The sequence below is a fragment of the Rhodococcus yunnanensis NBRC 103083 genome (assembly GCF_001895005.1).
In the GTDB taxonomy this organism is placed as follows: Bacteria; Actinomycetota; Actinomycetes; order Mycobacteriales; family Mycobacteriaceae; genus Rhodococcoides; species Rhodococcoides yunnanense.
In genome coordinates, this window is the sequence record NZ_BCXH01000033.1 from 1 (window position 1) to 24,170 (window position 24,170).

A 24,170-nucleotide genomic window follows, 5' to 3' on the forward strand; every position below is an offset into this window, starting at 1 on the left:
GTCAGTCAAGTCCCATTCCCTGCCTGCTGTCAAGACCTGAATGCGACCTACCTCACACCAATGTCCTTCCACCGCGTGGACCGCACGCGTGGATCAACCGAAAATGCGCGGCAGGTCCGACGCGCGCCCGGTGAACTCGGGGGCCCGCTTCTCCAGGAATGCGGCGACGCCTTCCTTTCCGTCGCCGATCGAGGTGTAGAACATCGCCAGTGAGTCCGACAGGTGTGCCTCCAACGGGTGGCCGGCCGATCCATTGCGGTAGAGCATCTGTTTCGCCAGGGCGAGCGCGACAGGCGAGCGTCCGGTGACAAAACTGCGCGCGAGTTCCAGGGCCGCGGGCAACAGGTCGTCCGGCTCGTGGATCGACCGTAGGAGGCCCCCCTCCAGCGCCTCGGCGGCGGTGAGAATGTCCGCGGAGTACACCCATTCCAGAGCCTGTTGAATGCCGACGATGCGTGGCAGGAACCAGCTGGAGCATGCTTCGGGGACGATGCCGAGACGTCCGAAGACGAAGCCGATCCGCGCCGTGCTCGAGGCCATCCGAATGTCCATCGCAAGCGTCATGGTGGCGCCGATCCCGACGGCGGGTCCGTTGATGGCGGCGATGACGGGCTTCGGCAGCGCGTGAATCGCGAGTGTGACTCGCCCTCCGGTGTCGCGAATGCCAGTGTGAAACGGTTCCTCTGTGTACCTCGCGCGGAAGTCCTCGGGAGTCGGCGTCAACGACTCGTCGAGTCCGAAGACGCTCCCGGGCGCCGAGAGGTCCATACCGGCGCAGAATGCTCTCCCTGCGCCGGTGACCACCACCGCACGTACCGAGTCGTCGAGCGCATCGGTGAGAAATACTCGTTCCAGTTCGCGGGCCATCGTGAGATCGAAGGCGTTGAGGGAGTCCGGCCGGTCGAGGGTCAGCGTGGCGACTCCGTCGTCGCCGACGGACCAATCGAGCGTTTCGTACGACATGGCAATTTCCTTTGCTCGGCGTATCACGCGGCTGAGCCCGAGACTGGCGAACGAGCTGGAAAACGAGCTGAAAAACGACTCGGCCGATGTGACGAAGAGGGTTGACAGTGGAACTTCTTGTGACACTATCAAGTGTACTAAGCAAACAGTTGCTCGGTTTTCCGGGCCGATTCGGAAGATGGCGTGAGATGGCTCAAAATCAGGTGATCGAGGGACTCCAGCAGTCCTTCAGAGAAGTCATGTCGAATGTCTGTACGCCGGTCAGCGTCGTGACTACCATCGTGGACGGACGTCCGCACGGAACGACAGTGAGTGCGTTCGCGTCACTCTCGATGTCGCCTCCGATGGTGCTGGTCGCGCTCGACGAGCGGTCCGACCTGTTGGCGGCCGTGCAGGAGACCCGTAGATTCGGGGTCAACATTCTCGCAAGTGAGCAGTCGGAACTTGCGTCCACATTCGCCACCAAAGGGCAGGGCAAGTTCGACGGAGTCGCGTGGACCGACAACGAGGCGCTACCGCGATTGGACGACGGGCACGGATGGCTGGCCTGCGAAGCCGTCGATTTCGTCACCGGTGGTGATCATGTCGTGGTGATCGGAACGGTCACCGTCGCCGAGACCACCGAGTTGTCGCCCCTCACCTACTACCAGCGGGGTTTCGGAACCCACGCAGTCTTGGAAGGCCTGGCGTGAGCACCGACGGAACCCCCTCGACGTCGGCTCCGGCGAAGATCGGCAATGTCCAGTACCCCGTGGGCGACGTTCCGGCGGCAGTCAGCTTCTACGAGGACGTATTTTCTCTCACCACGTTGTTCGTCGACGGTGATCGCTACGCCGCTCTCGACGCAGGCGGGGCCAAATTGGCTCTGGCCGGCAAAGAGGAGAAGCTCGTCGAGGTACCGTCGGCGTCGTTCAAGGTCGCAGACATCGACCGGGCGCTCGAACTGGCCGTGGCCGCAGGCGGTGAGACCGTCCTCGGGCCCGTGGACGGGCCGCACGAGCGACGTGCCGTGGCGCGCGACCCGTGGGGCAATCTGTTCATCGTCTACCAGCCGCTCTGACCGAACAGCTCGGCATACGACAAGATCCTCGCAGCTATCGGATTGTCCGGTAGCTGCGAGGATCTTGTCGTTTCGGTCTAACTCTTCGGAAGCGACAGGCCGTCGATGAGAATGACGGTGTACTGATCCGCGACCTCGGCCACGGAGTATTTGCCATCGGGACGCAGCCAGTAGACGGCCGACAGAACGGCTCCCATGATGATCCGATAGGCCATCTCGAGATCGAAGTCCGGTCGTATCAGGCCCTCCTCGACGCTCTGATCGAGTACATCGCGCCACACCAACTTGCGAATGTCGTTGTAGCGCTTCAAGAGAGGCCGGAAGGCGTCGACGTGCTTCAGCTGTTGGAATTCGTTCTGAAGGATCTTCGCGGAATTGGGCTCGTAGGCGACGAACGAGAGGGCTACCTCGAACAGATTTCGGAGCCTGGCCCGGGAATCGTCCGTACTCTCCTTGACGTCGAGGTACTTGACCAGCAGCCCGTCCATGGTCTGCTCGAGAATCTCGAGCAGCATCGCATCCTTGGACGAAAAGTGGTGGTACAGGCTGCCGGACAGGATTCCGCACTCGGAGCCGATGTCGCGCACGCTGGTGTTGGCGAATCCCTGATTGGCGAACACCTGGCTCGCGGTCGCCAGTATCTCGGCACGGCGTGTGCTCTCCTGGGCCCCCGCCCGACGACCGCGCGTCTTGCCCGTAGCTGTCGCCTGCCCCGTAGCGGTTGATTGCCCGGTAGCTGTCGACTGTGTAGAACTGTTCGGCATCGGTATCCCCTCTCTGCTTCCGTCGAACCGTGGATACAAGACTAGCAAGCGATTGCTTCTATTCCTACCCTTGTGGGTCCGATCGGGGAGACCGGCGCGATCGTACCGTCGGCGGGGGCCGGAGTGGGGTGGAGTCAGCCCACCGCGGACGGAGCCGCGGCGCGGGTGCTGTCGAAATCCGACAGGTCCGCGTCGTGGGTCATCGACCAGTAGTCGACCAGCCGCCAAGGCAACGGGCTGAAGACCCTGCCACTGGAGTTGCGGTACCAACTGGTGACGCCTGGATGGGACCAGACGAGTTGCTCGTGCGCCGAATCGATCTCGTCGTTGTACTTGGCGTAGACATCGGGTCGAATGTCGATGGAGTCGAGACCGGACTCGATCATCTGCACCAGGCAGCTCGTGATGTACCGGATCTGGCACTCGACCTGGAAGATGATGCTGCCACCGTGAGCGAGATTCGTATTGGGACCGTACAAGCAGAAGAAGTTCGGGAATTCCGGCACCGCGATGCCGAGATAGGCACGCGGGTCGTCGGCACCCCAGACATCGCGGAGATTCCGACCGTCGCGCCCGATGACCTCGACGGAGCTGAGCATGTTGGCAGCGTCGAAGCCCGTGGCGAAGATGATCGCGTCTGCTCGGTGCCGATCGCCCGTCGAGGTGACCAGTTCGCTGCCGTCGATGAAGTCGACGCCATCGCTGACGAGCGTGACGTTGTCTCGTCGCAGTGCTTTGAACCAGTCGTTGTCGATCAGGATTCTCTTGGCGTACGGGGGATAGCCGGGGAGTGTCTTGGCGATGAGGTCCGGGCGATCGGCGAGCTCCGATTCGAGGTAGTTGGTCAGCTGCTCGCGGTGCTTGTCGTTGTGTCGGTTGATCGACCGCGTCGGGTGTGGCCACTCGGGATCGCGGCGCAGACTCGGAAGAAGCGAATCACCGAACCTCCAGAAGAGCTGGAATCGATACCACCGTGCGTAGTGCGGGATGTTCTCGATGCACCACAGTGCCTCTGCCGAGACCGTGCGGTGGTAGTCCGGGTTCGGGCGAACCCAGGGAGGCGTCCGCTGGAAGACCGTCACGTGCTCGGCAGTCTCGGCGACGTTGCGGAGCAACTGAATTGCGCTCGCACCCGTGCCGACGAGGGCGACGCGTTGGCCGGCGAGATCGAGATCGGGCGTCCACCGTGCAGAATGTGCCGCCACACCCGGGAAATCGTCCAATCCCGCGAACGTGGACTCGTTCGGCTGATTGAGCTGACCCACCGCCGAGATCACGGCGTTCGCCGAGAAGGTCACTTCCCCGGTCGGCCCCGAGGCCCGCACGGTCCACGTCTTCTCGATGTCGTCCCAGACGGTCGACACCACGGCGGTGTCGTACTCGATCCGGTCCGCGATGTCATGGCTCGACGCGACGGATCGAAGGTACTGCAGGATCTCGTCTCGCTTGGAGAAGTACCTACTCCAGTCACCCTTGGTCGCGAACGAGTAGGAGTAGAAGTGGTTGGGTGTGTCGACTCCGCTGTCGGGGTAGTTGTTCTCGAGCCAGGTGCCGCCGAGATCGGAATTCTTCTCCAGGATTCGGAAGTTCAATCCCAGGCGCTTCAGCTTGACCGCGGCCGCGATGCCCGCCACACCCGATCCGATGACGAGAACGGTGAAGGTAGGCGCGGCAGCCGGGGACCGAGTGTCGTTCCAGTCCACGTCCCTGCCGGAAACGCCCATCTCCTCCATGAACATCGGCACGTACTCTTCGCCGACGGTCTCACCGACACACACGCTCATCATCTGGCGCAGTTTTTCGGCCGTCAGTGCGGGGCTCGCGTCGGGTAGCGCGTCGAGCATCCTGAGCGTGGCTTCGCGTACCGTCGCCTGCAGTTCCGCGGACAGACCGCCGGTGTCGTCACCGAACAGCTGAGTCTCGCGAGCCGGAGCGAAGGGCGGAAGCAGCCATCGCTCCTCTCCGGTGACTTGGGCAAGACACATCAGGAGCGTGGGGATCGATGCGTGCTCCAGTGCTCGCTCGCGCGATATGTCCATCTGAATTCTCCTGACGCTGCGGTCTGCAGATCGGTCGGTGCGTGTGTCGTCGGCGCTGCCGTGCGCATCGGGGCGATGCCCGAAGCGGGCGAGGTGTGCGCCTGAGGTAGGGCGCTGTCGTACGGACACTAAGTCAGTTCTTCATAACAAGCAAGCGATCGATTGGTATTCATTCGCGGCGTGAACCTCCCCCGCTGGTGAGTGCTCCGTCAGGCCAGTGACAGGCCGTGTCGGAGCACGGCGATGCGCTCGTCGGTCTCGCGTCTCGAGACCGCAGCTCGGTGAATGAGGTTGGAGCCGTGGAACGTTCCCGGGAACAGGTGCAGTTCGGTCGGCACTCCGCATTCGAGCAGTCGCAGTGCGTATGCGATGCCCTCGTCCCGGAGAGGGTCGAACGTCATGACGGAGACGTACGCGGGCGGCAGCCCCGACAGATCGGTGGTACGCGCAGGAGCGGCGTACTCGTGCCCGGCAACCTCGCGCCCGGCCGGTCCGAGATAGGAGTCCCAGCTGGTTCGCGTCATCGCTCGTGTCCACATGGGCGTGTCCGTGAACCGAGTCATGCTGCCCGTCGACATGCTGTCGTCGAGGAGCGGGCACCCGAGATATTGGAAGGCGACGGGCGGGCCGTCCTGATCTCGCGCCAGCACTGCCAGCGCGGCGCACAGCCCGGCGCCAGCGCTGAAACCGTGAAGCGCGACGCGTATTTCACCGGCCCTGTCCCCGTACCCGCCGTCCTCGTGTCCGCCTGCGTGCACCCAGCGCAGTGCGGCGTAACAGTCCTCCAGTGCGGCGGGGTACGGGTGCTCGGGAGCCAACCGGTAGTCGACGCTCACGACCGTGATGCCGAGTCGGCGGGCGATGCGAAGGTTGACCGCGTGATTCATCGCGGCCGACCCCATCGTGAATCCGCCGCCGTGGACGTCGAGTACGCACGCTCCTGAAGTTCGGTCGTCGGGCGTGTAGACCGTCACGGGCACGTCCGGTCCGCCGTCGCTGCCGGGCGCTGCGCGATGCGAGACGGTCACGCCCGAAGTGTCCGATGCCGGCAGTCGGGCCATGGCGTCGGCGAGATTGCGCCTACTCGTGTCGATGTCGGGGTTGTCGAGCTCGGGCAGTGTGGCCAGCTGATCGCCCAGCTCCGGGTCCAGCGGGTAGTTCGATTGCATCTGATTCCTCCCGGCGCCGCGTAGGTTGACGGAGCCTGTGGTCGTGGCTAAGGTCACAGTACCAAGCAATAGCTTGCTTGGGAGCGGGAATACCTGGTGCGGCTCGGTGTGGGGCGCACTTCGAGGACCCGTCCGCGGACAATCTGACGTCCGCCGCAACGAGGAAGGAAGGCTCCGCCAATGCAATTCGGCAATCTTTTCACACAGCAAACTCCCGACATGAGCTACAGCCATGCCGATCGGCTCAAGGAGACCATCGAACTCACCAAGCTCGCCGAGAGCCTTGGATACGACTCGGTCTCGTTCGCGGAGAACCACTTCTCGAACTACGGGTACAGCCCCAACCCGGTGCTCCTGGCCGCCGCGATCGGACAGCACACCGAGCGCATTCGACTCGGTAGCGCCGTGGCGGTACTCCCTTTCTGGAACCCCATTCGCCTTGCCGAGGATGTAGCAACGGCCGACCTCCTGCTCGGTGGCCGCTTCGAACTCGGTATCGGCCGCGGATATCAGCACATCGAGTTCAACGGTCTCGGCCTGCCGTACGACGAGCGCCAGGACATCTACGCCGAGGCTCTCGAGTTCCTGCTCGGTGCATGGACCTCCGACGAGTTCACGTACGAGGGCAAGTACTTCAACGTGGCCAAGCCGATCAACGTGCTCCCCAAATCGTTCACCAAGCCGCATCCCAAGATCATGATCGGTGTGGCCTCCGAAAGTTCGGTACGCGCAGCCGCTTCCACCGAGTTTCGTGTCTTCGGTACCAGTTTGGCGAAGGTGAAGAAGGCCTCCGACGCGGACAACTCCGCAGCGAAGGGCGATCAGGAGAAGACGGCAGACGAGTTCTTCGGCGAGTCGGCCTCCCATCACGAGATCTACCTGGCCGAGCGAAAGCGCCTCGGGCTCAGTGGCGATCACTGGGTCAACGGCATGAACCGTCAGGTGTACGTGACGTCCGCTCGCACCGGGACGAAAGAGTACGAGAGCGAACTCAACGACGCACTCGTTCGCTCGCGGCTTCTGACGCGCATGGGATACGGCCTGCGGACCGAGATCATCGACGTCAACCGCGGTGAGCTCGTTCCTCTTCCGCAGCCGGGCGATCCGCCGCTCGAGTCCTACCTCGAGCACCTGGTGTTCGGAACTCCAGAAGAGGTGACCGCGCAGTTCCGTGAACTCGCCGACGCCGGGGTTCAGGAAGTGAACCTGATGATCGACTACGCAGGCATTCCTTTCGAGAAGGCCCGCTCCTGCATGCGCCTCTTCGGTGAGGAAGTAATCCCCGCCATCAAAGAGTCCGAGAGCGTCGCTGCACAGTGAGTGAGACGGGAGACCGTCTCTCCGATGTTCGACCGTCGCGCACGCAGTCCAGGCGCGCGATGGTCGCAACTCTGGTGGGAACGACGGTCGAGTACTACGACTTCGCGTTGTACGCGGTGTCCGCATCGATCCTGGCGAAGGTGTTCTTCAGCGCCGAGGACTCCGGCACGGCGCTCCTGTCCACCTTCATGGTCTTCTCGATTCCCTTCGTACTGAGGCCGTTGGGTGGGGTGATCTTCGGTCATCTCGGCGACCGACTCGGCCGGCGTGGTGTGCTCATCGCGACTGTCGTCATGATGGGCACGGCAAGCGGACTCATCGGAGTCCTTCCGAGTTATGCCGCTGCCGGTGTTCTCGCGCCGGTACTGCTCTTTCTGCTGCGTGCGCTACAGGCGCTGGCAGCAGGAGGAGAGCTGCCAGGAGCGGCAACCTTCGCGGCAGAGCACGCACAACAGGGACGGCGCGGCTTCTACAGCAGCGGCGTCGGTGTCGGAGTACTGCTCGGAACCTCCCTTGCCAGCGGCGTGGCAGCGTTGGTGAACATCTCGCTGTCCGACGCCCAGATGATCGAGTGGGGTTGGCGGATTCTGTTCCTCTCCGCGCTGCCACTGACGTTGGCCGCGTTGATACTTCGACTCTCGCTGGACGACACGCCGTCGTTCGCCAGTGCCGCGGCCAAAGAGGCAGTGGTGCGCAACCCGATCGTCTCCGTCGTCAGAGATCACTGGCGTCCCCTGATTCGAGTGGCGCTGCTGGGAATCGGATACGCAGTCGGAGCGTACTTCTCGACCGGATTCATGTTCGCGTACATGACGAACTACCTCGGCCACACCTCGACGTTCACGTCGGTGTTCGCGGGAATCATCATTGCGCTCGGAATTCCATGTATTCCGTTGTTCGGCAGGCTCTCCGACCGAATCGGACGCAGGCCGGTCATGGGTGCGGCGTTCGTCTGGTACGTGGTGATGACCATTCCGCTCGTCTCGGTGATGGGCTCCGGATCGACCGCTCTGCTCGCCGTCGCATATTTCGCGATGAACTTGCCGTACGTCGCGCTGCTGGCAGTGGCGTCGACGACGTTCGTCGAACTCTTTCCGACCGAAGTCCGCTATTCGGGAGCGGCGTTGGGAATCAATGCCTTTGCACTGGTCGGCGGCGCGACTCCGTACTTGGCGACGCTGTCGATCGAGGTGTCGGGCAACATACGAGCGCCGGCCGTGCTCATCGTCGTCGCGGCGATCATCAGTCTTCTCGCGTTCCGAACGCTTCCGGAGACGTCCCGGCTGTCTCTCTCCTCGCCGAGTCCGAAACAACGAATCGAGCAGTGATCGAAAGTGGCACAACGAAGTAGGTTGACCGGGCTCGTTCCCGAACCCATCGACCTCCCTGCCGAGCTGGCAGATCTGCGCAAAGAAGTACGTGAGTTCATCTCGCAGGAGTTGGACGCGGGTAGCTGGACACCTCGAATCGATGCGTGGCATACCGCATGGGACGGGGAATTCTCGAAGAGGCTCGGCCAGCGAGGCTGGTTGGGGATGACGGTCCCGGTGGAGCTGGGCGGTCACGGATTGAGCGCTCTTGCGCGATACGTCGTCACCGAAGAGCTGCTCGCGGCCGGAGCCCCGGTGGCGGCACACTGGATATCGGACCGTCAGGTCGCCCCGTCGTTGGTGCGGTTCGGGACCGACCATCAACAGCAGGTGTTTCTCCCACTTCTCGTGGCAGGCGAGATCTTCTTCGGTATCGGCATGTCCGAGCCCGACGCAGGATCAGACCTGGCGTCGATCCGCACCCGCGCCACCGCCACCGAAGGCGGATGGATCATCTCGGGCACCAAAGTATGGACTACGGGCGCGCACCTGGCAGGCGCAATGATCGTTCTCGCGCGGACGTCCGCCCGTGACGAGAGCAACAGGCACGCAGGCATGTCCCAGTTCATCGTGGATACGTCTGCGCCCGGCGTCACCATCAGTCCGATACGTCTGCTGTCGGGAGAGCACCACTTCAACGAGGTTGTCTTCGACAACGTGTTCGTCCCCGACGACATGGTGCTGGGCGAGATCGGAAACGGCTGGCATCAGGTGACGTCCGAGCTTGCATTCGAGCGCTCGGGACCCGAGCGATTCCTGTCGACGTTCCCGTTGTACTCGGAGCTACTCACGTCCGGATCCGACGAGCCGTTCGAGCCGGGTCAGTTGCGTGAGGTCGGGGCGCTGTTCGCACAATTGTGGACGCTCCGGCAGATGTCACTCGGTGTAGCTGGGGCACTCGACTCGGGTGCGGCACCGAATGTGGCGGCCGCAATCGTCAAGGACATCGGTACCCGCTTCGAGGGCGAGGTGATCGAGGCGGCGCAACGTGTGATCGACAAAGAGCCGAACCGACAGGGAGATCCCTACGAGCGGCAGCTCGCGGAGGCGGTACTCCACGCTCCGGGCTTCACGCTCCGCGGTGGAACCAACGAAATTCTTCGAGGAATCATTGCCAAGGAGGTGGGGCTTCGATGAGTTCCAACGATGTGAGAGAACTGTCCGATCAGATCTTCGCGCGATCGGATCGAAACGGTTCCGGATTCGATGCGGATATGTGGAAAGCCTGCACGGACTCGGGCCTGACATCTCTGACCGGCCGCGAGGACCTCGGCGGAAGCGGCGGAACCCTCCTCGACTCGGCGGCGCTGCTCACCTCGGCAGGTAGTGCGGCTGTGCGCGTGCCCCTGCTCGAATCGGACCTTCTGGCCGGATGGGCGTTGGACCGAATCGGATTCGAGCAGGATCGCGGTGTCTCGACTGCGGCTGTAGCCGAATCTCGATCGGTTTCTCTGGATTCCGCGGGTGCCGTCCACGGAACGGTCAAGCGAGTGCCCTGGGCGCGCGACGCCACGCACATCGTGCTGATTCTCGATGACACGGTGATCGTCGTCGACGCACGGGATGTTCGAATCGACAAGGGAACCAACGTCGCCGAGGAATCGCGGGACGACGTCGTACTGGAGGCAGTGAAGCCTGTTGCCGTCGGTCCGGTCGATCCGGGTCTGGAACACGAGTTCGCACTGCGATCCGCGCTGGGCAAGTCCCTGATGATGGCCGGGGCGCTGGAGTTCGCGGTAGACGTCGCAACGGAGTACGCCACTCAGCGCGTGCAGTTCGGTCGACCCATCGCCAAACTGCAGAGTGTGCAGCAGCAGCTGGCGTTGGCCGTGGGTGAGGCGATGGCGGCCGGTGTCGCGGCGCACGCTGCGGCCAGAATCGCCGACGAGACCGGTGTGGCGTCGGCTGCGTGGGCCATCGCATCGGCAAAGGTGCGCTGCGGATTGGCCGCGGCCACCGCGTCGCGAATTTCGCACCAGACCATGGGCGCAATCGGATTCACGCGCGAGCATCACCTTCGTCTGTACACGACGAGATTGTGGGCTTGGCGGGCCGAGGGCGGCAGTGACGCGCACTGGAGCCGCTGGCTGGGGGAGCAGTTGACCGACCGCGATGCCTCCGAGCTGTGGGCGTCGGTCGTCGCGGGCAAGTAGAAGACCCCTCGAACCCTTGTGTTCGAGGGAACGCAGGGATACGTTAACCAAGCAAGCGCTTTGTAGCCGGTGGTCCGGCATCGAGTGCAGTGGACAAGGCCATTGCGGCCCAAGGAGGAACGATCGTGGATGCAAGTGCCTATCTCGAACGAGCTGCGAGGCTCTTCGGCAACAACGTCGCCGTGCGCGACGCGGACCGCGAGCTGACGTACCGTCAATTGCACGACGAGGCCAGCAGGGTGGCAAGTGGGCTCCTCGCCCTCGGCCTGAAGCGCGGTGACCATGTCGTCGACGCGAGATGGAACAGTGCAGAGAGCGTGGTCTTCAGTTGGGCCATCACCCTCGCCGGACTCGTGTGGGTTCCGCTCACGCCCCGTCTGTCGGCGGGAGAATTCGCGCACCTCGTCGAGAATGCCAACGCTCGCGCCTTCCTGACCGAGGCCGTGCACATCGAGGCGATCGAGGCTGTTCGGAGCCATGGTTCGAACGGCGTCGAATTCATCGTCGCCGACGGTGTCGACGGTGCGCTCTCGAAGTCGGACCTGCTGCTCGAACCCCTTCCCGCGCAGGAGCCCGCCGAGCTGACCGACCTGTACGCACTCCGGTACACCGGCGGCACGACAGGTCTTCCGAAAGCCGCCCGTCAGACGCACGGTGCCTTCCTGGCACACGCGGCCGCACTTCTCCTCGACTTCGTCGACCTCAGAGAAGACGACATCGTCCTGCCCACGCAGCCGTTCACACACGGCGGCGGTATTTACACCCTGCCGTCGACCATGCGCGGCGCCACTCAGATCCTCCGCCGCAAGTTCGACGTCGACGATGTCCTCGACACGATCGAGCGGGAGCGCGTGACGGTGGTCAAGATCGTTCCGACGATTCTCTATCGTCTGCTGGAGGCGCAGAAGGCGCGTCCGCGCGATCTCTCGAGTCTGCGACTGATCGGCTACGGCGCAGCCCCCATGCCGGAAGCCCTTCTGCGTCAGGGAATGGAGCTCTTCGGATGCGACTTCGCGCAGACGTACGGCTCGGCCGCAGCGCCTGCGACGATCGCGACACTCGATGTTCGCAGTCACCGTGACGCGCAGACCAACTCGTCGTCGAAGCGACTGCGTTCGGTCGGGCGTCCCTACTCCACCACCGATGTCGTCATCGTGAACGAGGACCGAAAGCCATTGCCGGACGGTGAGATCGGCGAGGTTGCTGTCAGTGGTGTGTTCGTGACCGACGGCTTCTGGAACGACCCCGAGGAAACGGCGAAGTCGGTCGACAAGGGAACGGTGTACACCGGAGACCTCGGATACATGGAGGAGGGCTTCCTGTATCTGGTCGGCCGCCAGAACGACGTCGTCATCAGTGGCGGATTCAATGTCTATCCGGCCGAGGTCGAGCAAGCGCTCATCTCGATCGACGGTGTGCTCGACGCCGCGGTCACGTGTGTCTCCGACCTGGAATGGGGCGAGAAGGTCGTCGCCGGGGTAGTTCTCGCGCCCGGGCTCGACCTGGAGTCCGCCGGCGTCCAGCTCCGTCTTCGTGAGCTCCTCGCCGGGTACAAGTGTCCCAAGCATATCGAGCTCTTCGACGCGCTGCCCTTGACTTCCGCATCCAAGGTGGATCGCAAGGCAGTCCGCGCAGAGATCGAGGACCGAATTGCCCATCAACTTGCAGAGAGCGTGAAATAACCATGCGAGACGTATATGTCGGCGGCACCGGAATAACGAAGTTCGGTCTGCAGCTGGATCGCAATCTCAAGGACCTGTCCGCAGATGCGACGAACCAGGCGCTCAAGGACGCAGGCTGCGAGGTATCCGATATTCAGTCGGTGTATTTCGGTAACTGTCTCCTCGGCATGGTCACGGGGCTGGAGGCGAACCGCGGGGCGATCACGATGATGCCGATGGGCTTCGGGCGCGTGCCGTTCCAGGACATCGAGAATGCGTGTGCCACTGGCGCGAATGCCATGCACATCGGTTGGCTCGCAGTGGCTTCCGGGCTGTACGACACGGTCTTGGTCGTCGGGGCCGAGAAGCTCAATCTCGCCGATCGAAAGAAGACGTTCGCCGCATACGACTCGGGCTTCGACCCGGAAGAGCCTGCCTTCGCCCAGGGTGAAGGCGCAGGCGTCAATCGCACCTCGTCTGCCGATCGCCAGGCGACCCTGGCCAAGGGCGTCATGGAGAAGTACGGCGTCGACGAGACCCACTTCGGCCGCCTGGCTGCGATCAGCCACTTCAACGGCAGCCTGAATCCGAAGGCGCACAAGACCGCAGGGTTGGACTACGACGCGATCATGGCCGACCGGATGGTGGTGCCTCCGTTGACTCGGGCGATGCTGTGCCCGATCAGCGACGGCGCGGCGGCGGTAGTTCTGACGTCGAAGAAGCCGGTAGAGAAGGACCGACGGGTTCGACTGACCGGGTCACGGATGGCCTCGCGTATGTCGTTCGACGATCTGGACGGCCCGGCAGCGGCGTACACCGTCGCGCAGCTGGCGTACGAAGCAGCCGGAATAGCGCCGGAGGAGATCGACGTCGCCGCTATTCACGATGCGAGCGTGTCCTACGAGATCACCTCGATCAACTACACCGGACTGTGCCCTCCGGGACAAGAGCGTGAATGGATCGAGAAGGGCGAGTTCGCCATCACGGGCCGGATGCCGATCAACACCTCGGGTGGACAGATCGCGCGTGGACACCCGGTCGGTGCAACCGGTGTCGCCCAGATCGCCGAGCTTGCAGATCAGCTGCGGGGACGAGCAGGTGCCATGCAGGTGGACAACCCGCGAGTTGCACTGGCCCACATCGCAGGCGGAGTCATCCGCTTCGAGACCGCTGCGGCAGGTGCGCACATTCTGGTGAAGGACTAGGTGAGACCATGACTTCGGAACAGACCCCGGACCCATTAGGCGACGCGAGTTCGTTGTCGGCCGCCGTCCGTGAGCTGCTGGCCGAGCGCGAAATTCGCCGCGTTCTCCAGATCTACTGCCATGCTGTGGACAGACGAGATCTGGCACTGCTGCAGTCGATCTACCACGAGGGCGCGGTGGAGAATCACGTCCATTACGAAGGTGATGCACTCGAGTTCGGGCCCTACATCTTCCCGTCGTTGGCCAAGCGCGGCTATCGGCTCGGGAACCACCACCTGACGGGGATCCTCGTCGACATCGACGGCGATACCGCGAAGACGGAGAGCTACTTCTACTCGATCGCACGCCAACTCGTCGACCCGGACGACGAGGACGGCGACAGCATCCTGTCCATCCTGTCGGGTCGCTACCTCGACAAGTTCGAGAATCGCGGCGGCCTCTGGCGAATCGTGGACCGCAAGGTGGCCATCGAACTCGATTTCAAGACGCCGTACGTCCCCCTGTACGACGGCGAGGTCCTGATACGCGGGAGCTTGCAGGACGACGACGTGGCATCCGGTTGGTTCTCGCTGTGACGGAGTCAGTGCTCTTCCGCGTCGAGAGTCACGTCGGCCGGCTTACTCTGAATCGGCCGGAGCGTCTCAACGCGATGGACCTGCCGATGGTGCAGTCCGTGCTCGAACGGCTTTCCGAGGCATCCGAGTTGGTCGAGGTCGGTGACCTCCGGGCGCTCGTCATCTCCGGTGAAGGCGATCGTGCGTTCAGCGCAGGCGCCGACATGGAGTCCCGAAGGGCACTGACCGACGCAGAACGCGCACTACATCTGGACCTGATCGCGTCGATGTGTCGTGAGGTCTATCGATTCCCGGTCCCCGTCGTAGCCGAGGTCCACGGACACTGCATCGGCGGAGGCGCCGAGTTGGCCCTCTCGTGTGACCTGGTGCTGGCCACCGAGACGTCCGGATTCAGTCTCCCCGAAGTGAAACTGGGGATGCTGGCCAGGTCCGGTGGGGCGGTGTTCGCGCGACGTCGGTTGTCGCACGGCGCGCTCGCGGGGATGCTCCTCACCGGTGAACGCGTGCGTGCGCCCGAAGCGCTGCGCATCGGACTCATCGACCGGATGTCGGCGAATCCCGAGTTGCTCGCCGAGGCCACGGACGCCGTCGCGTCGTCGATCGCCAGTGCAGGGCCGCATGCAGTTCGGGCAACGAAGCAATTGCTGCTGTCCAACTCGACGCTGTCGGTCGAGGAGTCCCTGCAGCTCGGTGATTCTCTGCACGCCACCTTGGCGGCGACCGAGGATCTGCGTGAGGGACTCGCTGCCCTCGCGGAGAAGCGGCCGCCCGCTTTCGTGGGGCGATAGAGATGACGCAACGACGACAGTCACTCATGAACGTGTGCTTCGAAGGAGAAACTCGATGAGGACACAGCTCGATCGCACTATCGACAACATCACGGTGCACGATTATCCGTCCGATTCGGCGGACGCGACCACCGTGGTGATGCTTCCGAGTCTGGCTCAGTCGCGCTGGTCGTGGGTCGACGTCGCGAACCGCGTCGATCCTGGCGTGCGATGCCTGGCGATCGACATGCCGGGACAGGGCGACAGTCCGTACCCGCCGTACTTCATGTCGATCTTCGATCTTGCCGATTCGATCCGCGATGTCCTTGTGGCCGAGGGCATCGAACATGCAGTCCTGGTCGGTAATTCGCTCGGAGCTGCCGTAGCCTCGCAGCTCGCTGTCGCCGAGAAAGGTCTTGTCGCTTCGGTGATCCTGGTGGGAGCTCCGGCTTGGGCCGACGAAGTCGCTCGTCGTGAATGGCTGCGTGGTCGCTCCGAACTTCTGGTCGGGCCGGACGGTCTGCCGCGCCCGACCACCAAAGAGGCAGTCGCCGCAGTGTTCGGTGCCTACGATCCCGAGCGTCATCGAATGATGTGGGAAGAGGCGCAGAAGGCGGGACGGGCTCTGGCCTGGTCGTTGTGGGCACTGTACGGATACGACTTCGCGTCCCAGCTCGAATTGCTCGACCAGCCGCTGCTGGCAATCTACGGATCCAACGACTGGCTGGAGGAGCAATCGATCCCGACGCTGAAGCGCAGGGTATCGGATCTGCATCTCGAGACGGTGGACGGCGGAGGTCACCTTCTACCCCTCGACCGCCCGGCAGAGCTCGCCGCACTGATCTCCGAGTGGGTTTCGAGCCCGCGCAGCAGTGGATCTTCGACCCGCACAATCACAGAATGAGGACTTCACATGGGTAACGTGCTTTTGGAACGTGACGGCGGCGTCGCCGTGCTGACGCTCAACGCGCCGGAGGTGAAGAACGGACTCACCCCCGAGATGAGCGACGAACTCGTTGCGCTGTGCGACGAGATCGATGCCGACGAATCCTATGCGGCCGCAGTGGTGCTCGGTGCAGGTGGAACCTTCTGCTCGGGCGCGGATCGACGACGCTGGGTCGATGGCGCCGATCAGTCGGAGGACGTGCAGTTCAAGGCGATGGGGCGCGTGTACCAGTCGTTCATGCGCGTCGGCCAACTGAAGGTTCCGGTGATCGCGGCCGTGCGTGGTTCAGTGGTCGGGGCAGGCATGAATCTCATGCTCGCGGCCGACGTACGCGTCGTCGCGCACGATGCTCGAATTCTCGCAGGCTTCTTGAAGATCGGGGTACACCCGGGCGGTGGATTCTTCACCCTCGCAGGTCGTCTGGCGGGACGCGAAGCAACAGCCGCGATGGGCCTGTTCAACGAGGAGATCAACGGACGCAGAGCCGTCGAGCTGGGCATGGCCTGGGAGTCGGTGGACGACGATCAGGTCGAGGCACGCGCACGAGAGTTGGCGGCACAGGCCTCGCGTGATCCGGAGCTGACCCGCGCAACGATCCTGTCCATGCGCACCGAGCTCGGCCCTCCCGGCGTGCCGTGGGATGTTGCACTCCAGTACGAACGACCGACCCAGATGTGGTCGCTGCGCAGACGCTGAGACGCGCATCGGGCCGTAGCGCTCGATATGCGTACCTGACCCACCGTTACAACCGAACTTCCAGGAGACCACGATGAAAACGTCATCGATCGACGAAGTGTTGAAAGCGATCGCTGCAGGCGGAATGGTTGCAGTCGTCGATGACGAGAGTCGTGAGAACGAAGGCGATCTCATCATGGCAGCCCAGTTCGCCACGACCGAGACCGTCGCGTTCTTCCTGGAATACACCTCGGGGTTTCTGTGCACCGCCATCACCGAGGAGACTGCCGGTCGTCTGGGCCTGCCGCTGATGGTCGAGGACAACACCGATCGTTACCGCACTGCGTATCTGGTCAGTGTGGACTACCGCAACGGAACCTCGACCGGCATCAGTGCGGGCGATCGCGCGGCCACCATTGTTGCGCTAGCCGAAAACGACACCGTTCCCGAGGATCTCGCTCGACCCGGACATGTGCTCCCGCTGCGGGCGCGACCTGGCGGTGTGCTCGAACGTGAAGGACACACCGAGGCGGGGGTTGACCTGTGCCGCCTCGCGGGGCTGCAGCCTGCCGCCTTGCTGTGCGAGCTGGTCACCCCCGACAGGCGGGAGATGATGCGCAGGCCCGAAATCGAGAAGTTCGCCGAGGCGCACCGAATCCCCCTGTGCACCATCGCAGATCTGCGCGAGTACTGCAGGAAGCAACAGTCGGTCGGATCGCTCGTTCGAACCGGTCGCGCGCACATCCCCACGCGGTACGGCAACTTCGACGCTGTCGCGTACCGTGAGGGAAGCGGTCCAGAACACCTGGCGCTCATCGCAGGTGATCCCTCGGCATCGGAGCTGGCACTGGTGCGCGTGCACAGTGAGTGCCTGACCGGAGACGTGATCGGTTCGCTCGCCTGCGATTGCGGGCCACAGTTCGATCTCGGTTTGAAAGCCATCTCCGAGTCCGGCTTCGGAGTGCTGATCTATCTCCGCGGACACGAGGGACGCGGCATCGGTCTCGGGCCCAAGCTGCAGGCCTACCGGCTTCAGCAACAGGACTGCCTCGATACCGTGGATGCGAATGTGCAGCTGGGCTTGCCGGTGGACGGGAGAAGTTACCGTGTGGCCGCGGAGATCCTGCACGATCTCGGCATCGACACGATCGAGCTGCTCACCAACAATCCGGACAAGATCGCGCACCTCGAACGTCACGGTGTCACGGTGGCGGTGCGGCGTGCACACGAAACCGTCACAACCGATCACAATGCGCGGTATCTGGCCACCAAGCGCGATCGAATGGGGCACCTGCTCTCGGCATCCTCGTGATGTGAGCGGCAGGGCGTCGAGCAGCTGTCGACATGCAGAAGGGGCCAGGGGTTGAAAAACCCCTGGCCCCTTCTGCATGTGCCTGTCGGCTCAGTGTGTTCCGTCCGTTGCCGCTGCGTGCGACTCCTCGGTCGATTCCGCCGAACGTCGCCGCAGCACCAAGCGCGTGAGGTCGAATCGACCGAGCACTCGTTCTCTGCCGCCTCGTCGAGCGCGAGATTGTGCGCTGGTTGCGCTCAGCGCAGCGATCAGCATGATGCCCGTGAACATGTCCGCGCCCCACGGGGGAGCCCCGGAGAGTGCAAGTCCGGTGATGCCGGTCTGGAGCATGATCACGGCGAGGATCGTGCCCCAGGCGTTGAAACGCCCCTTCTTCAGCTGAGTTGCACCCAGGAACGCGGTCGCATACGCCGAGAGCAGGTAGGGAGTTCCGCCGGTGACCGAACCGGAGGACAGGGAGGACGCCAGGACGATACCGGCAAAACCTGCGAGCAACGACGACGTCAGCAGCGCGGACACACGGAGTCGAGTGACCTTGATGCCGGCGAGCCCGGCTGCACCCGCATTGAAGCCGACGGCGTACAGGCGCCGACCGGTCGCGGTGTGCTCCAACAGAAGCCACAGGACGACGGCAAGACCGACCGCGTAGTACACGGGGAGAATGAGACCGAACAGCCGGGTTCCGTATATGCTCGAGAACGCTCCTGCCAGTGCGGGGCCGGTGATGTTGGTGCCGCCCGTGACGTAGGCGGTGAACGCGATGATCAGCGAACCGGTGGCCAGCGTGCCGATGAACGAGTCGATCCGCATACCCACCACGACGATGCAGTTGACCACCCCGATGCCGAGTGCGGCGATCAGGCCCGCTCCCACCGCGGACCACACGTTCCACCCGTGCTCGACGATGAAGTACGCGGTTGTCACTCCCGACAGCGTCATGGCGTACGCGAACGACAGATCGAACAGCCCTGTCGCCAATGGAATGGTCAATGCCAGCGCACTCAGCGCGACGATCGCCGCACCGTTGAGTACGAGCTTGATGGTATCGACACGATCGAAGGCGCCGGACGCCGTGAACGTGAAGTAGATGCACATCGCGATCAGGACGTAGACCGTTCCGATGTTGCCTGGACCCCAGGCGCGCCTGGTGGGCTTGCCCTCTCGGCGCCCGGACGTGCCCGACGCCTCCGTCCCGGTGGTGTTACTGGTCTGTGGCTGAGTCTGTTTCACAGAGGCGGTGTCGGTCACTGCCTGGTCCCTTCGATCGAATGCAACATGGATTCTTCGGTGATCAGGTCACCGGTGAACTGTCCCGAAATGCGCCCGTCCACGAGCGTGATCACTCGCGAGCACATCGCGAGCAGGTCACCGAGATCGGTCGAACTCACCACGACGGCGAGGCCCTCGCGCGCTCGAGCGGCGATCAGTTCGTAGATGACCTGGCGTGTGCCGATGTCGACGCCTGCCGTCGGCTCGCACATCACCAAGACCTTCGGGTCACGCGCAAGGCATCGTGCGATCACTATCTTCTGTTGATTTCCACCACTCAAGGTCGCCACCTGGGCGTCCTGCGAGGACGTCTTGACTGCAGTCTGTTCGATCCACTCCTGCACCGAACGCTGCTCGCGTCGACGACTGAGGAAGCCGCCTCGCCGGAGGCGACCGATGATCGACAGCGACATGTTCTCGCGAACATCGAAGTCCTCGAACAGCGCTTCGGTTGCGCGATCGGCAGGCACGATCGGAACCGCGGGGTGCGGCGACGAACGTACCGGCGCCCAATCCTCGTCACCGACCGACACCTCGCCCTGCACACCGGGGACAGCGCCCGCGATGGCGTATGCGAGTTCCTCACTGCCCGAACCGGGAAGACCTGCGATCCCGACGATCTCGCCCGCGCGTACCTCGAGGTCCACCCCGTCGAGAAATTTTCCCTTCAGGCCACGGGCTTTCAGGGAGACGGCGGCGTCTGCTCGGACGTCGGTGCGTGCCCGATAGTCGGTATCGATCGCCCGACCCACCATCAGCTCGGCCAACGAACGCGGAGTGACATCGGTGACCGCGCAGCTGGCGACCGTCCTTCCGCCGCGCAGTACGGTGACGGAGTCGGCCATCCGGAAGATCTCGTCGAGGCGATGAGAGATGTAGATGACGCTGAGGCCACGCTTGCGGAGAATGTCGACCGTGGCCAGCAGCTTGTCCACTTGAGGTGGGGGCAGCACCGCCGTCGGTTCGTCGAGTACCAGAATTCCCGAGTCCGAGTCCCAATCTGCCAGCGCCGCAGCGATGGCGACGATCGTCCGTTGGACCGGTGTCGCCTCGCCGAGGGGTGCACCGACGTCGAGTTCGACCCCGAATCGCTCCAGCATCTCCTCGGTGTGGACTCGTTGTCGACGCCAGTCGATCGCTCCGGTGGCACGTGTGGCGAATCCAGCTCGGAGAGCGATGTTGTCGGTTGCGCTGAGCTCGAGAACGAGGCCGAGGTCCTGATGCACCACCCGAAGGCGCTCGCGTCGCCACGAGGGGTCCTGGAGGTCGATCTCCTGCTGGTCCAATCGTGCGGTGGAACCCGGATCGGGACTGTGATAACCCGCCAATACCTTGACGAGCGTGGACTTTCCGGACCCGTTCTGGCCGACGACAGCGTGTATCTCACCCTTCGCGAGCGACAGGCTGGCTCGGTCGAGGGCCACCGTGCCAGGAAAGGTCTTGCTGATGCTGTTCAGTTCGAGAACACAGTGATCGGTGCGGTTGTCGAGAGTGGGCAGTGTGGTCACGACACGTTCCATGCCGTTTTGAACTGATCGAGGTAGTCGGGAACCACGGGGAACGGAAACTCGTCGATGTCGGCGACAGCATCGGGGGTCATGATCCACAGCGGCATGTGCGGGTAGTCCGGCAGGTCGACGCCGGCGAACGACCGCGCCAACGCATCGATCATGGAGAAGCCGATTTCGTAGTAGCCGAAGGAGATATCGGCCGAAGCCTCGCCGTTCTGGAGGTAGCCCCAGCTCGTGTCGTCAGGGCCCGAGCCGATGATCTTGACGTCCGACAGACCTGCTGCTGCCAATGCTGCACTGAGGCCGTGGCCCAGGTTGTCCGAGCTCAGGACCACGTACTCCACGTCGCGGTGCGAGCTCAGGTAGGCGACGATCTGTGCGTTCACGTTGGTGAGCTGAGCGAACGAGACGTCCATTGCCTCGGTGCTGCACGTGGGGCAGTGCTGCGCGACGGTATCGGCCACCGACGTCGACACGCGATTGAGGTAGTCGTACGACGGACTGTTGACGACCAGCGCCGAGCCGGTCCCTTTGCTGTCGTCGATGACCCAGGCGCCGAGCAGTTCTCCCGTACGGAGGGCATCGGTGATCCCGCCGAGGACTGCGACGATGCCGTCGCCCGCGTCGAACGTGGCGGTGTTGACGACCACGAGTGTTCCCTGCGCCTTCAGCTGCTCGAGTTCGGTCGCGAACAATTCCTTCGGACTTCCGCTGTCCAGCACTGCATCCGGCTTCTGCTGCACTGCCTGTACCCAGGCGTTCTTGGTTTCGCCCGCACTGCCGTCGGTGTTGATGATGGTCAGGTTCCAGCCGAGCAACGCCGTTGCCTGCTCGTAGATCTGCTTGTTGAGGTTCGACGAAGCAGCGCCAGCGTTGATCCACAGGAGATTCTTGCCGGTCGGAATGGGCTTGGTGATCGGATCGGTCACCGGAATCGTGGCTGGCCGCGTCTCGCCCTCGGCTACGGTGTTAGCTGCCCATTCGAGACCTGCAGCGTCGGGCTCGGCGTCACTGGATGTCCCCGAAGCGGCAGAGTTGGAGCCGCACGCCGACATCGTGATGGCCACTGCGACGGCAGCGAGCGCTGGAAGAATCCGGCTGCGCCCTGTTCTCCGTCGACCTGGTTCGGTCCTGACTGGGCCGTTGCTCGCACAGTTCTCTCGACTTGTGTTCATCGTTTCCATTTCTCGTTCGACAGCAATGGCTACCCACTCGACTCGAGTGGCAGGGGGTGGTCGGTCGGTCGCAAGAGGGAGGGTCGGTGTGCTGACACGCGTGAGCTCGGAGACGGATGACGTGACCCGAGCAACCGCTTGCTTAGGCTGTGAGCTAAGTCGCATATCGGCCGGTTGTCAACCCCTGTGAGCCGGGGTTTTTCGCTACCGCGATGCCGATGATTCACCGGCGAATCGGGGTTGACCGCGCAGAAGGGTGTGACGTAGCTTACTGAGCAATCGCTTGTTCAGGCGAGATTCTTCGAAGGGACGACTGCATGAATCGAATGGATGGACGAGTCGCAGTGATTTCGGGGGCAGCGCGAGGCCAAGGGCGGGCACACGCGGTCACCCTTGCCCGCGAGGGCGCGTCGATCGTGGCGTTCGACATCTGCGACGGGTTCGAGTACGCGATGGCCGATCCGGCGCGCGAGGAAGATCTCGCGGAGACCAAGAGGTTGGTGGAGGAGACGGGCCAGCGATGTCTGACCGCCACCGTCGATGCACGTGACCTTCCGGCTCTGCTCGCACTTGCGGACCAGGCCGTAGCGGAATTCGGAAAGGTCGACGCCCTCGTGGTCAACCACGGAGTCTGGTCGGCGGCAGCGAACTCGTGGGAGCTGGAGGAAGCGTCGTGGCAGGAATCGATCGACGTGCTGCTCACCGGGGTATGGAAAGTCGTGAAAGCCTTCGCGCCCAAATTGATCGAGCACGGTGAGGGCGGCGGAATCGTCCTGACGTCGTCGGACAACGGGACTCACGCGCAGCCGGGCGCCATCGCGTACTGCGCGGCCAAGGGCGGCGTCATCAGTATGATGCAGGTTCTCGCGTGGGAGTTGGGGCCGCACATGATTCGGGTGAATGCGCTCCTCCCCGGTGTCATCGATACGCCGATGGCGGACTCGGCCGCCAAACTCGATGCCGACCACTGGCCCCGCTGGTTCGGAACCGACCGTCAGCTGTTGCAGGTGGGGGCGCAGCCGCCTGCGAGCATGGCCGACGCGGCGCTGTGGCTGCTGTCCGACGAGGCCAGGTACGTCACCGGGGTCAAGATACCCATCGACGCCGGATGGGCCGCGTTCTGACCGCACCGTCGTTCTGACCGCACAGTCGTTCTGACCGCACCGACCGGAAGTACGACTGTGCCGCTGATCCCGATGGGGATCAGCGGCACAGTAGTTTGGAACGATTCTCCAGGGTTTGGAACGATTCTCCAGGGTTTGGAACGATTCTCCAGGGTTTCGAACGATCCTCCAGCGCTGACCGATTCGATCCTGTCACCCGAGACTACGTCAGTTGATCAGCAGGCCCGCGTCGATCGGAAGTGCGACACCGGTGATGTACCGGGCGTCTTCGGACGCGAGAAACAGCACTGCCCGGCTGACGTCGACCGACTCGACCCACGGCAACGGCAGCGCGTGCATGTTCTGCGAAGCGACGGCGAAGTCGTCCCTCGTAGGATGTTCCAGATCGGGCCGAAATGCCTGGAATACCGCGTCGTTCATCAACATTGGCGTGTCGACCTGCGTCGGATGCACACTGTTGACCCGAATCGAGTGCTCGGCCAGCTCGGCTGCGAGCGAACGCATCAGACCGACGACCCCGTGCTTCGCTGCCGAGTACGAGGCCATGTTTCGGTATCCTCGCAGGCCGGCCATCGAACTCGTCAGAATTATCGACCCGCCGCGTCCGGCCTCGACGAGATGCGGGATCGCCACCGAGCATGTCTTCCACACTCCGGTGAGATTCACATCCAACTGGTGGGCCCACGCGTCTTCGGCAGTGTCGTGCGCGGGCGTCGGATTGGCACCGATGCCCGCGTTGGCAGCGACGATGTCGAGCCGTCCGAATTCGGCGACCCCGGCCGCGAGTGCAGCGCCGAGCGAGACCGCATCTCGAACGTCGCACTCCGCCGTGATGATTCGGCGGCCGAGTGCGCGTACCTCGGCCGCAGTAACCGCGAGTTCTTCGGCACTTCCGAGCTGATAGGCAAGACCGAGATCGGGGAGGTCGTGAGCTATGTCCACTGCGATGACGTCAGCGCCCTCCCGGGCGAGTTCGACGGCGTGACTACGTCCTTGGCCACGCGCGGCCCCGGTGACAAACGCGACTTTCCCGTCGAGACGTCCCATCGTGTGCTCCGTTCACCGTGCGAGGATCGAATGTTGCCGAAATGCCGCTGCGATCTCGGTACCGC

22 protein-coding genes are annotated in these 24,170 nt (G+C 63.5%); 14 read left to right on the forward strand and 8 right to left on the reverse strand.

From position 1 onward, the window contains the following. Window positions 1–93: 93 nt before the first annotated feature. Entirely contained in the window at window positions 94–963 is an 870-nt protein-coding gene (locus RY1_RS28580) for a crotonase/enoyl-CoA hydratase family protein (RefSeq protein ID WP_072807431.1), read from the reverse strand. Window positions 964–1,151: 188 nt separating this feature from the next. Here RY1_RS28580 and RY1_RS28590 point away from each other — a divergent pair, with 188 nt between their 5' ends. Together RY1_RS28590 and RY1_RS28595 are read left to right on the forward strand one after the other, a co-directional pair. Further along, a complete protein-coding gene (locus RY1_RS28590; protein ID WP_072807433.1) occupies window positions 1,152–1,655 on the forward strand; it encodes a flavin reductase family protein in 504 nt (167 codons plus the stop codon). Beyond that, window positions 1,652–2,023, forward strand: a complete 372-nt coding sequence (locus RY1_RS28595; RefSeq protein ID WP_084727955.1) for a VOC family protein — start codon at window positions 1,652–1,654, stop codon at window positions 2,021–2,023. Before RY1_RS28590 ends, RY1_RS28595 begins: the two co-directional genes overlap by 4 nt. A gap of 77 nt (window positions 2,024–2,100) precedes the next feature. Here the strand turns inward: RY1_RS28595 and RY1_RS28600 are convergent, their stop codons facing one another. The 3 genes from RY1_RS28600 to RY1_RS28610 form a co-directional block, all read right to left on the reverse strand. Further along, window positions 2,101–2,787: a TetR/AcrR family transcriptional regulator gene (locus tag RY1_RS28600; RefSeq protein WP_084727956.1), complete on the reverse strand. Its 687-nt coding sequence runs from the start codon at window positions 2,785–2,787 to the stop codon at window positions 2,101–2,103. Between the two features lie 134 nt (window positions 2,788–2,921). After that, window positions 2,922–4,826 (reverse strand): flavin-containing monooxygenase, encoded by a 1,905-nt coding sequence (locus tag RY1_RS28605; protein ID WP_072807452.1) that lies wholly within the window; start codon window positions 4,824–4,826, stop codon window positions 2,922–2,924. A gap of 209 nt (window positions 4,827–5,035) precedes the next feature. Beyond that, window positions 5,036–5,995 carry an alpha/beta hydrolase gene (locus RY1_RS28610; protein WP_072807434.1) on the reverse strand — a complete coding sequence of 320 codons (960 nt, stop codon included), beginning with the start codon at window positions 5,993–5,995 and terminating at the stop codon, window positions 5,036–5,038. 180 nt (window positions 5,996–6,175) lie between these two features. Between RY1_RS28610 and RY1_RS28615 the strand changes: the two genes are divergently transcribed. The 11 genes from RY1_RS28615 (at window position 6,176) to RY1_RS28665 (ending at window position 17,979) form a co-directional block, all read left to right on the forward strand. Beyond that, window positions 6,176–7,315, forward strand: a complete 1,140-nt coding sequence (locus RY1_RS28615) for an LLM class flavin-dependent oxidoreductase (RefSeq protein ID WP_072807435.1) — start codon at window positions 6,176–6,178, stop codon at window positions 7,313–7,315. Next, complete coding sequence (locus RY1_RS28620) at window positions 7,312–8,643, forward strand: MFS transporter (protein WP_072807436.1); 1,332 nt, start codon at window positions 7,312–7,314, stop codon at window positions 8,641–8,643. Before RY1_RS28615 ends, RY1_RS28620 begins: the two co-directional genes overlap by 4 nt. Before the next feature lie 6 nt (window positions 8,644–8,649). After that, a complete protein-coding gene (locus tag RY1_RS28625; RefSeq protein WP_084727959.1) occupies window positions 8,650–9,822 on the forward strand; it encodes an acyl-CoA dehydrogenase family protein in 1,173 nt (390 codons plus the stop codon). Continuing rightward, the gene (locus tag RY1_RS28630) at window positions 9,819–10,838 is read left to right on the forward strand and encodes an acyl-CoA dehydrogenase family protein (protein WP_072807438.1); all 1,020 of its coding nucleotides are present in this window, start codon (window positions 9,819–9,821) and stop codon (window positions 10,836–10,838) included. Before RY1_RS28625 ends, RY1_RS28630 begins: the two co-directional genes overlap by 4 nt. Window positions 10,839–10,963: 125 nt before the next feature. Then, entirely contained in the window at window positions 10,964–12,520 is a 1,557-nt protein-coding gene (locus RY1_RS28635; protein ID WP_169914861.1) for a class I adenylate-forming enzyme family protein, read from the forward strand. Between the two features lie 2 nt (window positions 12,521–12,522). Next, on the forward strand, window positions 12,523–13,704 hold the full coding sequence (locus RY1_RS28640) for a thiolase family protein (RefSeq protein ID WP_072807440.1): 1,182 nt from the start codon (window positions 12,523–12,525) through the stop codon (window positions 13,702–13,704). A gap of 8 nt (window positions 13,705–13,712) precedes the next feature. Next, window positions 13,713–14,279, forward strand: coding sequence for a nuclear transport factor 2 family protein (locus tag RY1_RS28645; RefSeq protein ID WP_084727960.1), 567 nt, complete (start codon window positions 13,713–13,715; stop codon window positions 14,277–14,279). Beyond that, window positions 14,276–15,067, forward strand: a complete 792-nt coding sequence (locus tag RY1_RS28650; protein ID WP_169914863.1) for an enoyl-CoA hydratase/isomerase family protein — start codon at window positions 14,276–14,278, stop codon at window positions 15,065–15,067. The genes RY1_RS28645 and RY1_RS28650 overlap by 4 nt, the downstream gene beginning before the upstream one ends. A 55-nt stretch (window positions 15,068–15,122) precedes the next feature. Further along, the gene (locus RY1_RS28655) at window positions 15,123–15,950 is read left to right on the forward strand and encodes an alpha/beta fold hydrolase (protein ID WP_072807442.1); all 828 of its coding nucleotides are present in this window, start codon (window positions 15,123–15,125) and stop codon (window positions 15,948–15,950) included. Window positions 15,951–15,959: 9 nt separating this feature from the next. After that, window positions 15,960–16,688, forward strand: a complete 729-nt coding sequence (locus RY1_RS28660) for an enoyl-CoA hydratase/isomerase family protein (protein WP_072807443.1) — start codon at window positions 15,960–15,962, stop codon at window positions 16,686–16,688. A gap of 73 nt (window positions 16,689–16,761) precedes the next feature. Then, a complete protein-coding gene (locus tag RY1_RS28665; protein WP_072807444.1) occupies window positions 16,762–17,979 on the forward strand; it encodes a bifunctional 3,4-dihydroxy-2-butanone-4-phosphate synthase/GTP cyclohydrolase II in 1,218 nt (405 codons plus the stop codon). A gap of 90 nt (window positions 17,980–18,069) precedes the next feature. Here RY1_RS28665 and RY1_RS28670 read toward each other — a convergent pair whose 3' ends face one another. From RY1_RS28670 to RY1_RS28680, 3 genes are read right to left on the reverse strand one after another with little or no spacing between them, the layout of a single operon-like run. Further along, entirely contained in the window at window positions 18,070–19,227 is a 1,158-nt protein-coding gene (locus RY1_RS28670; RefSeq protein WP_072807445.1) for an ABC transporter permease, read from the reverse strand. Then, window positions 19,224–20,756, reverse strand: coding sequence for a sugar ABC transporter ATP-binding protein (locus RY1_RS28675; RefSeq protein ID WP_169914865.1), 1,533 nt, complete (start codon window positions 20,754–20,756; stop codon window positions 19,224–19,226). Before RY1_RS28675 ends, RY1_RS28670 begins: the two co-directional genes overlap by 4 nt. Further along, entirely contained in the window at window positions 20,753–21,934 is a 1,182-nt protein-coding gene (locus RY1_RS28680; protein WP_169914867.1) for a sugar ABC transporter substrate-binding protein, read from the reverse strand. Before RY1_RS28680 ends, RY1_RS28675 begins: the two co-directional genes overlap by 4 nt. A gap of 317 nt (window positions 21,935–22,251) precedes the next feature. Between RY1_RS28680 and RY1_RS28685 the strand changes: the two genes are divergently transcribed. Next, window positions 22,252–23,058 carry an SDR family oxidoreductase gene (locus tag RY1_RS28685; RefSeq protein ID WP_072807448.1) on the forward strand — a complete coding sequence of 269 codons (807 nt, stop codon included), beginning with the start codon at window positions 22,252–22,254 and terminating at the stop codon, window positions 23,056–23,058. Between the two features lie 207 nt (window positions 23,059–23,265). Here RY1_RS28685 and RY1_RS28690 read toward each other — a convergent pair whose 3' ends face one another. Continuing rightward, entirely contained in the window at window positions 23,266–24,105 is an 840-nt protein-coding gene (locus RY1_RS28690; protein WP_072807449.1) for a mycofactocin-coupled SDR family oxidoreductase, read from the reverse strand. Window positions 24,106–24,170 lie beyond the last annotated feature (65 nt).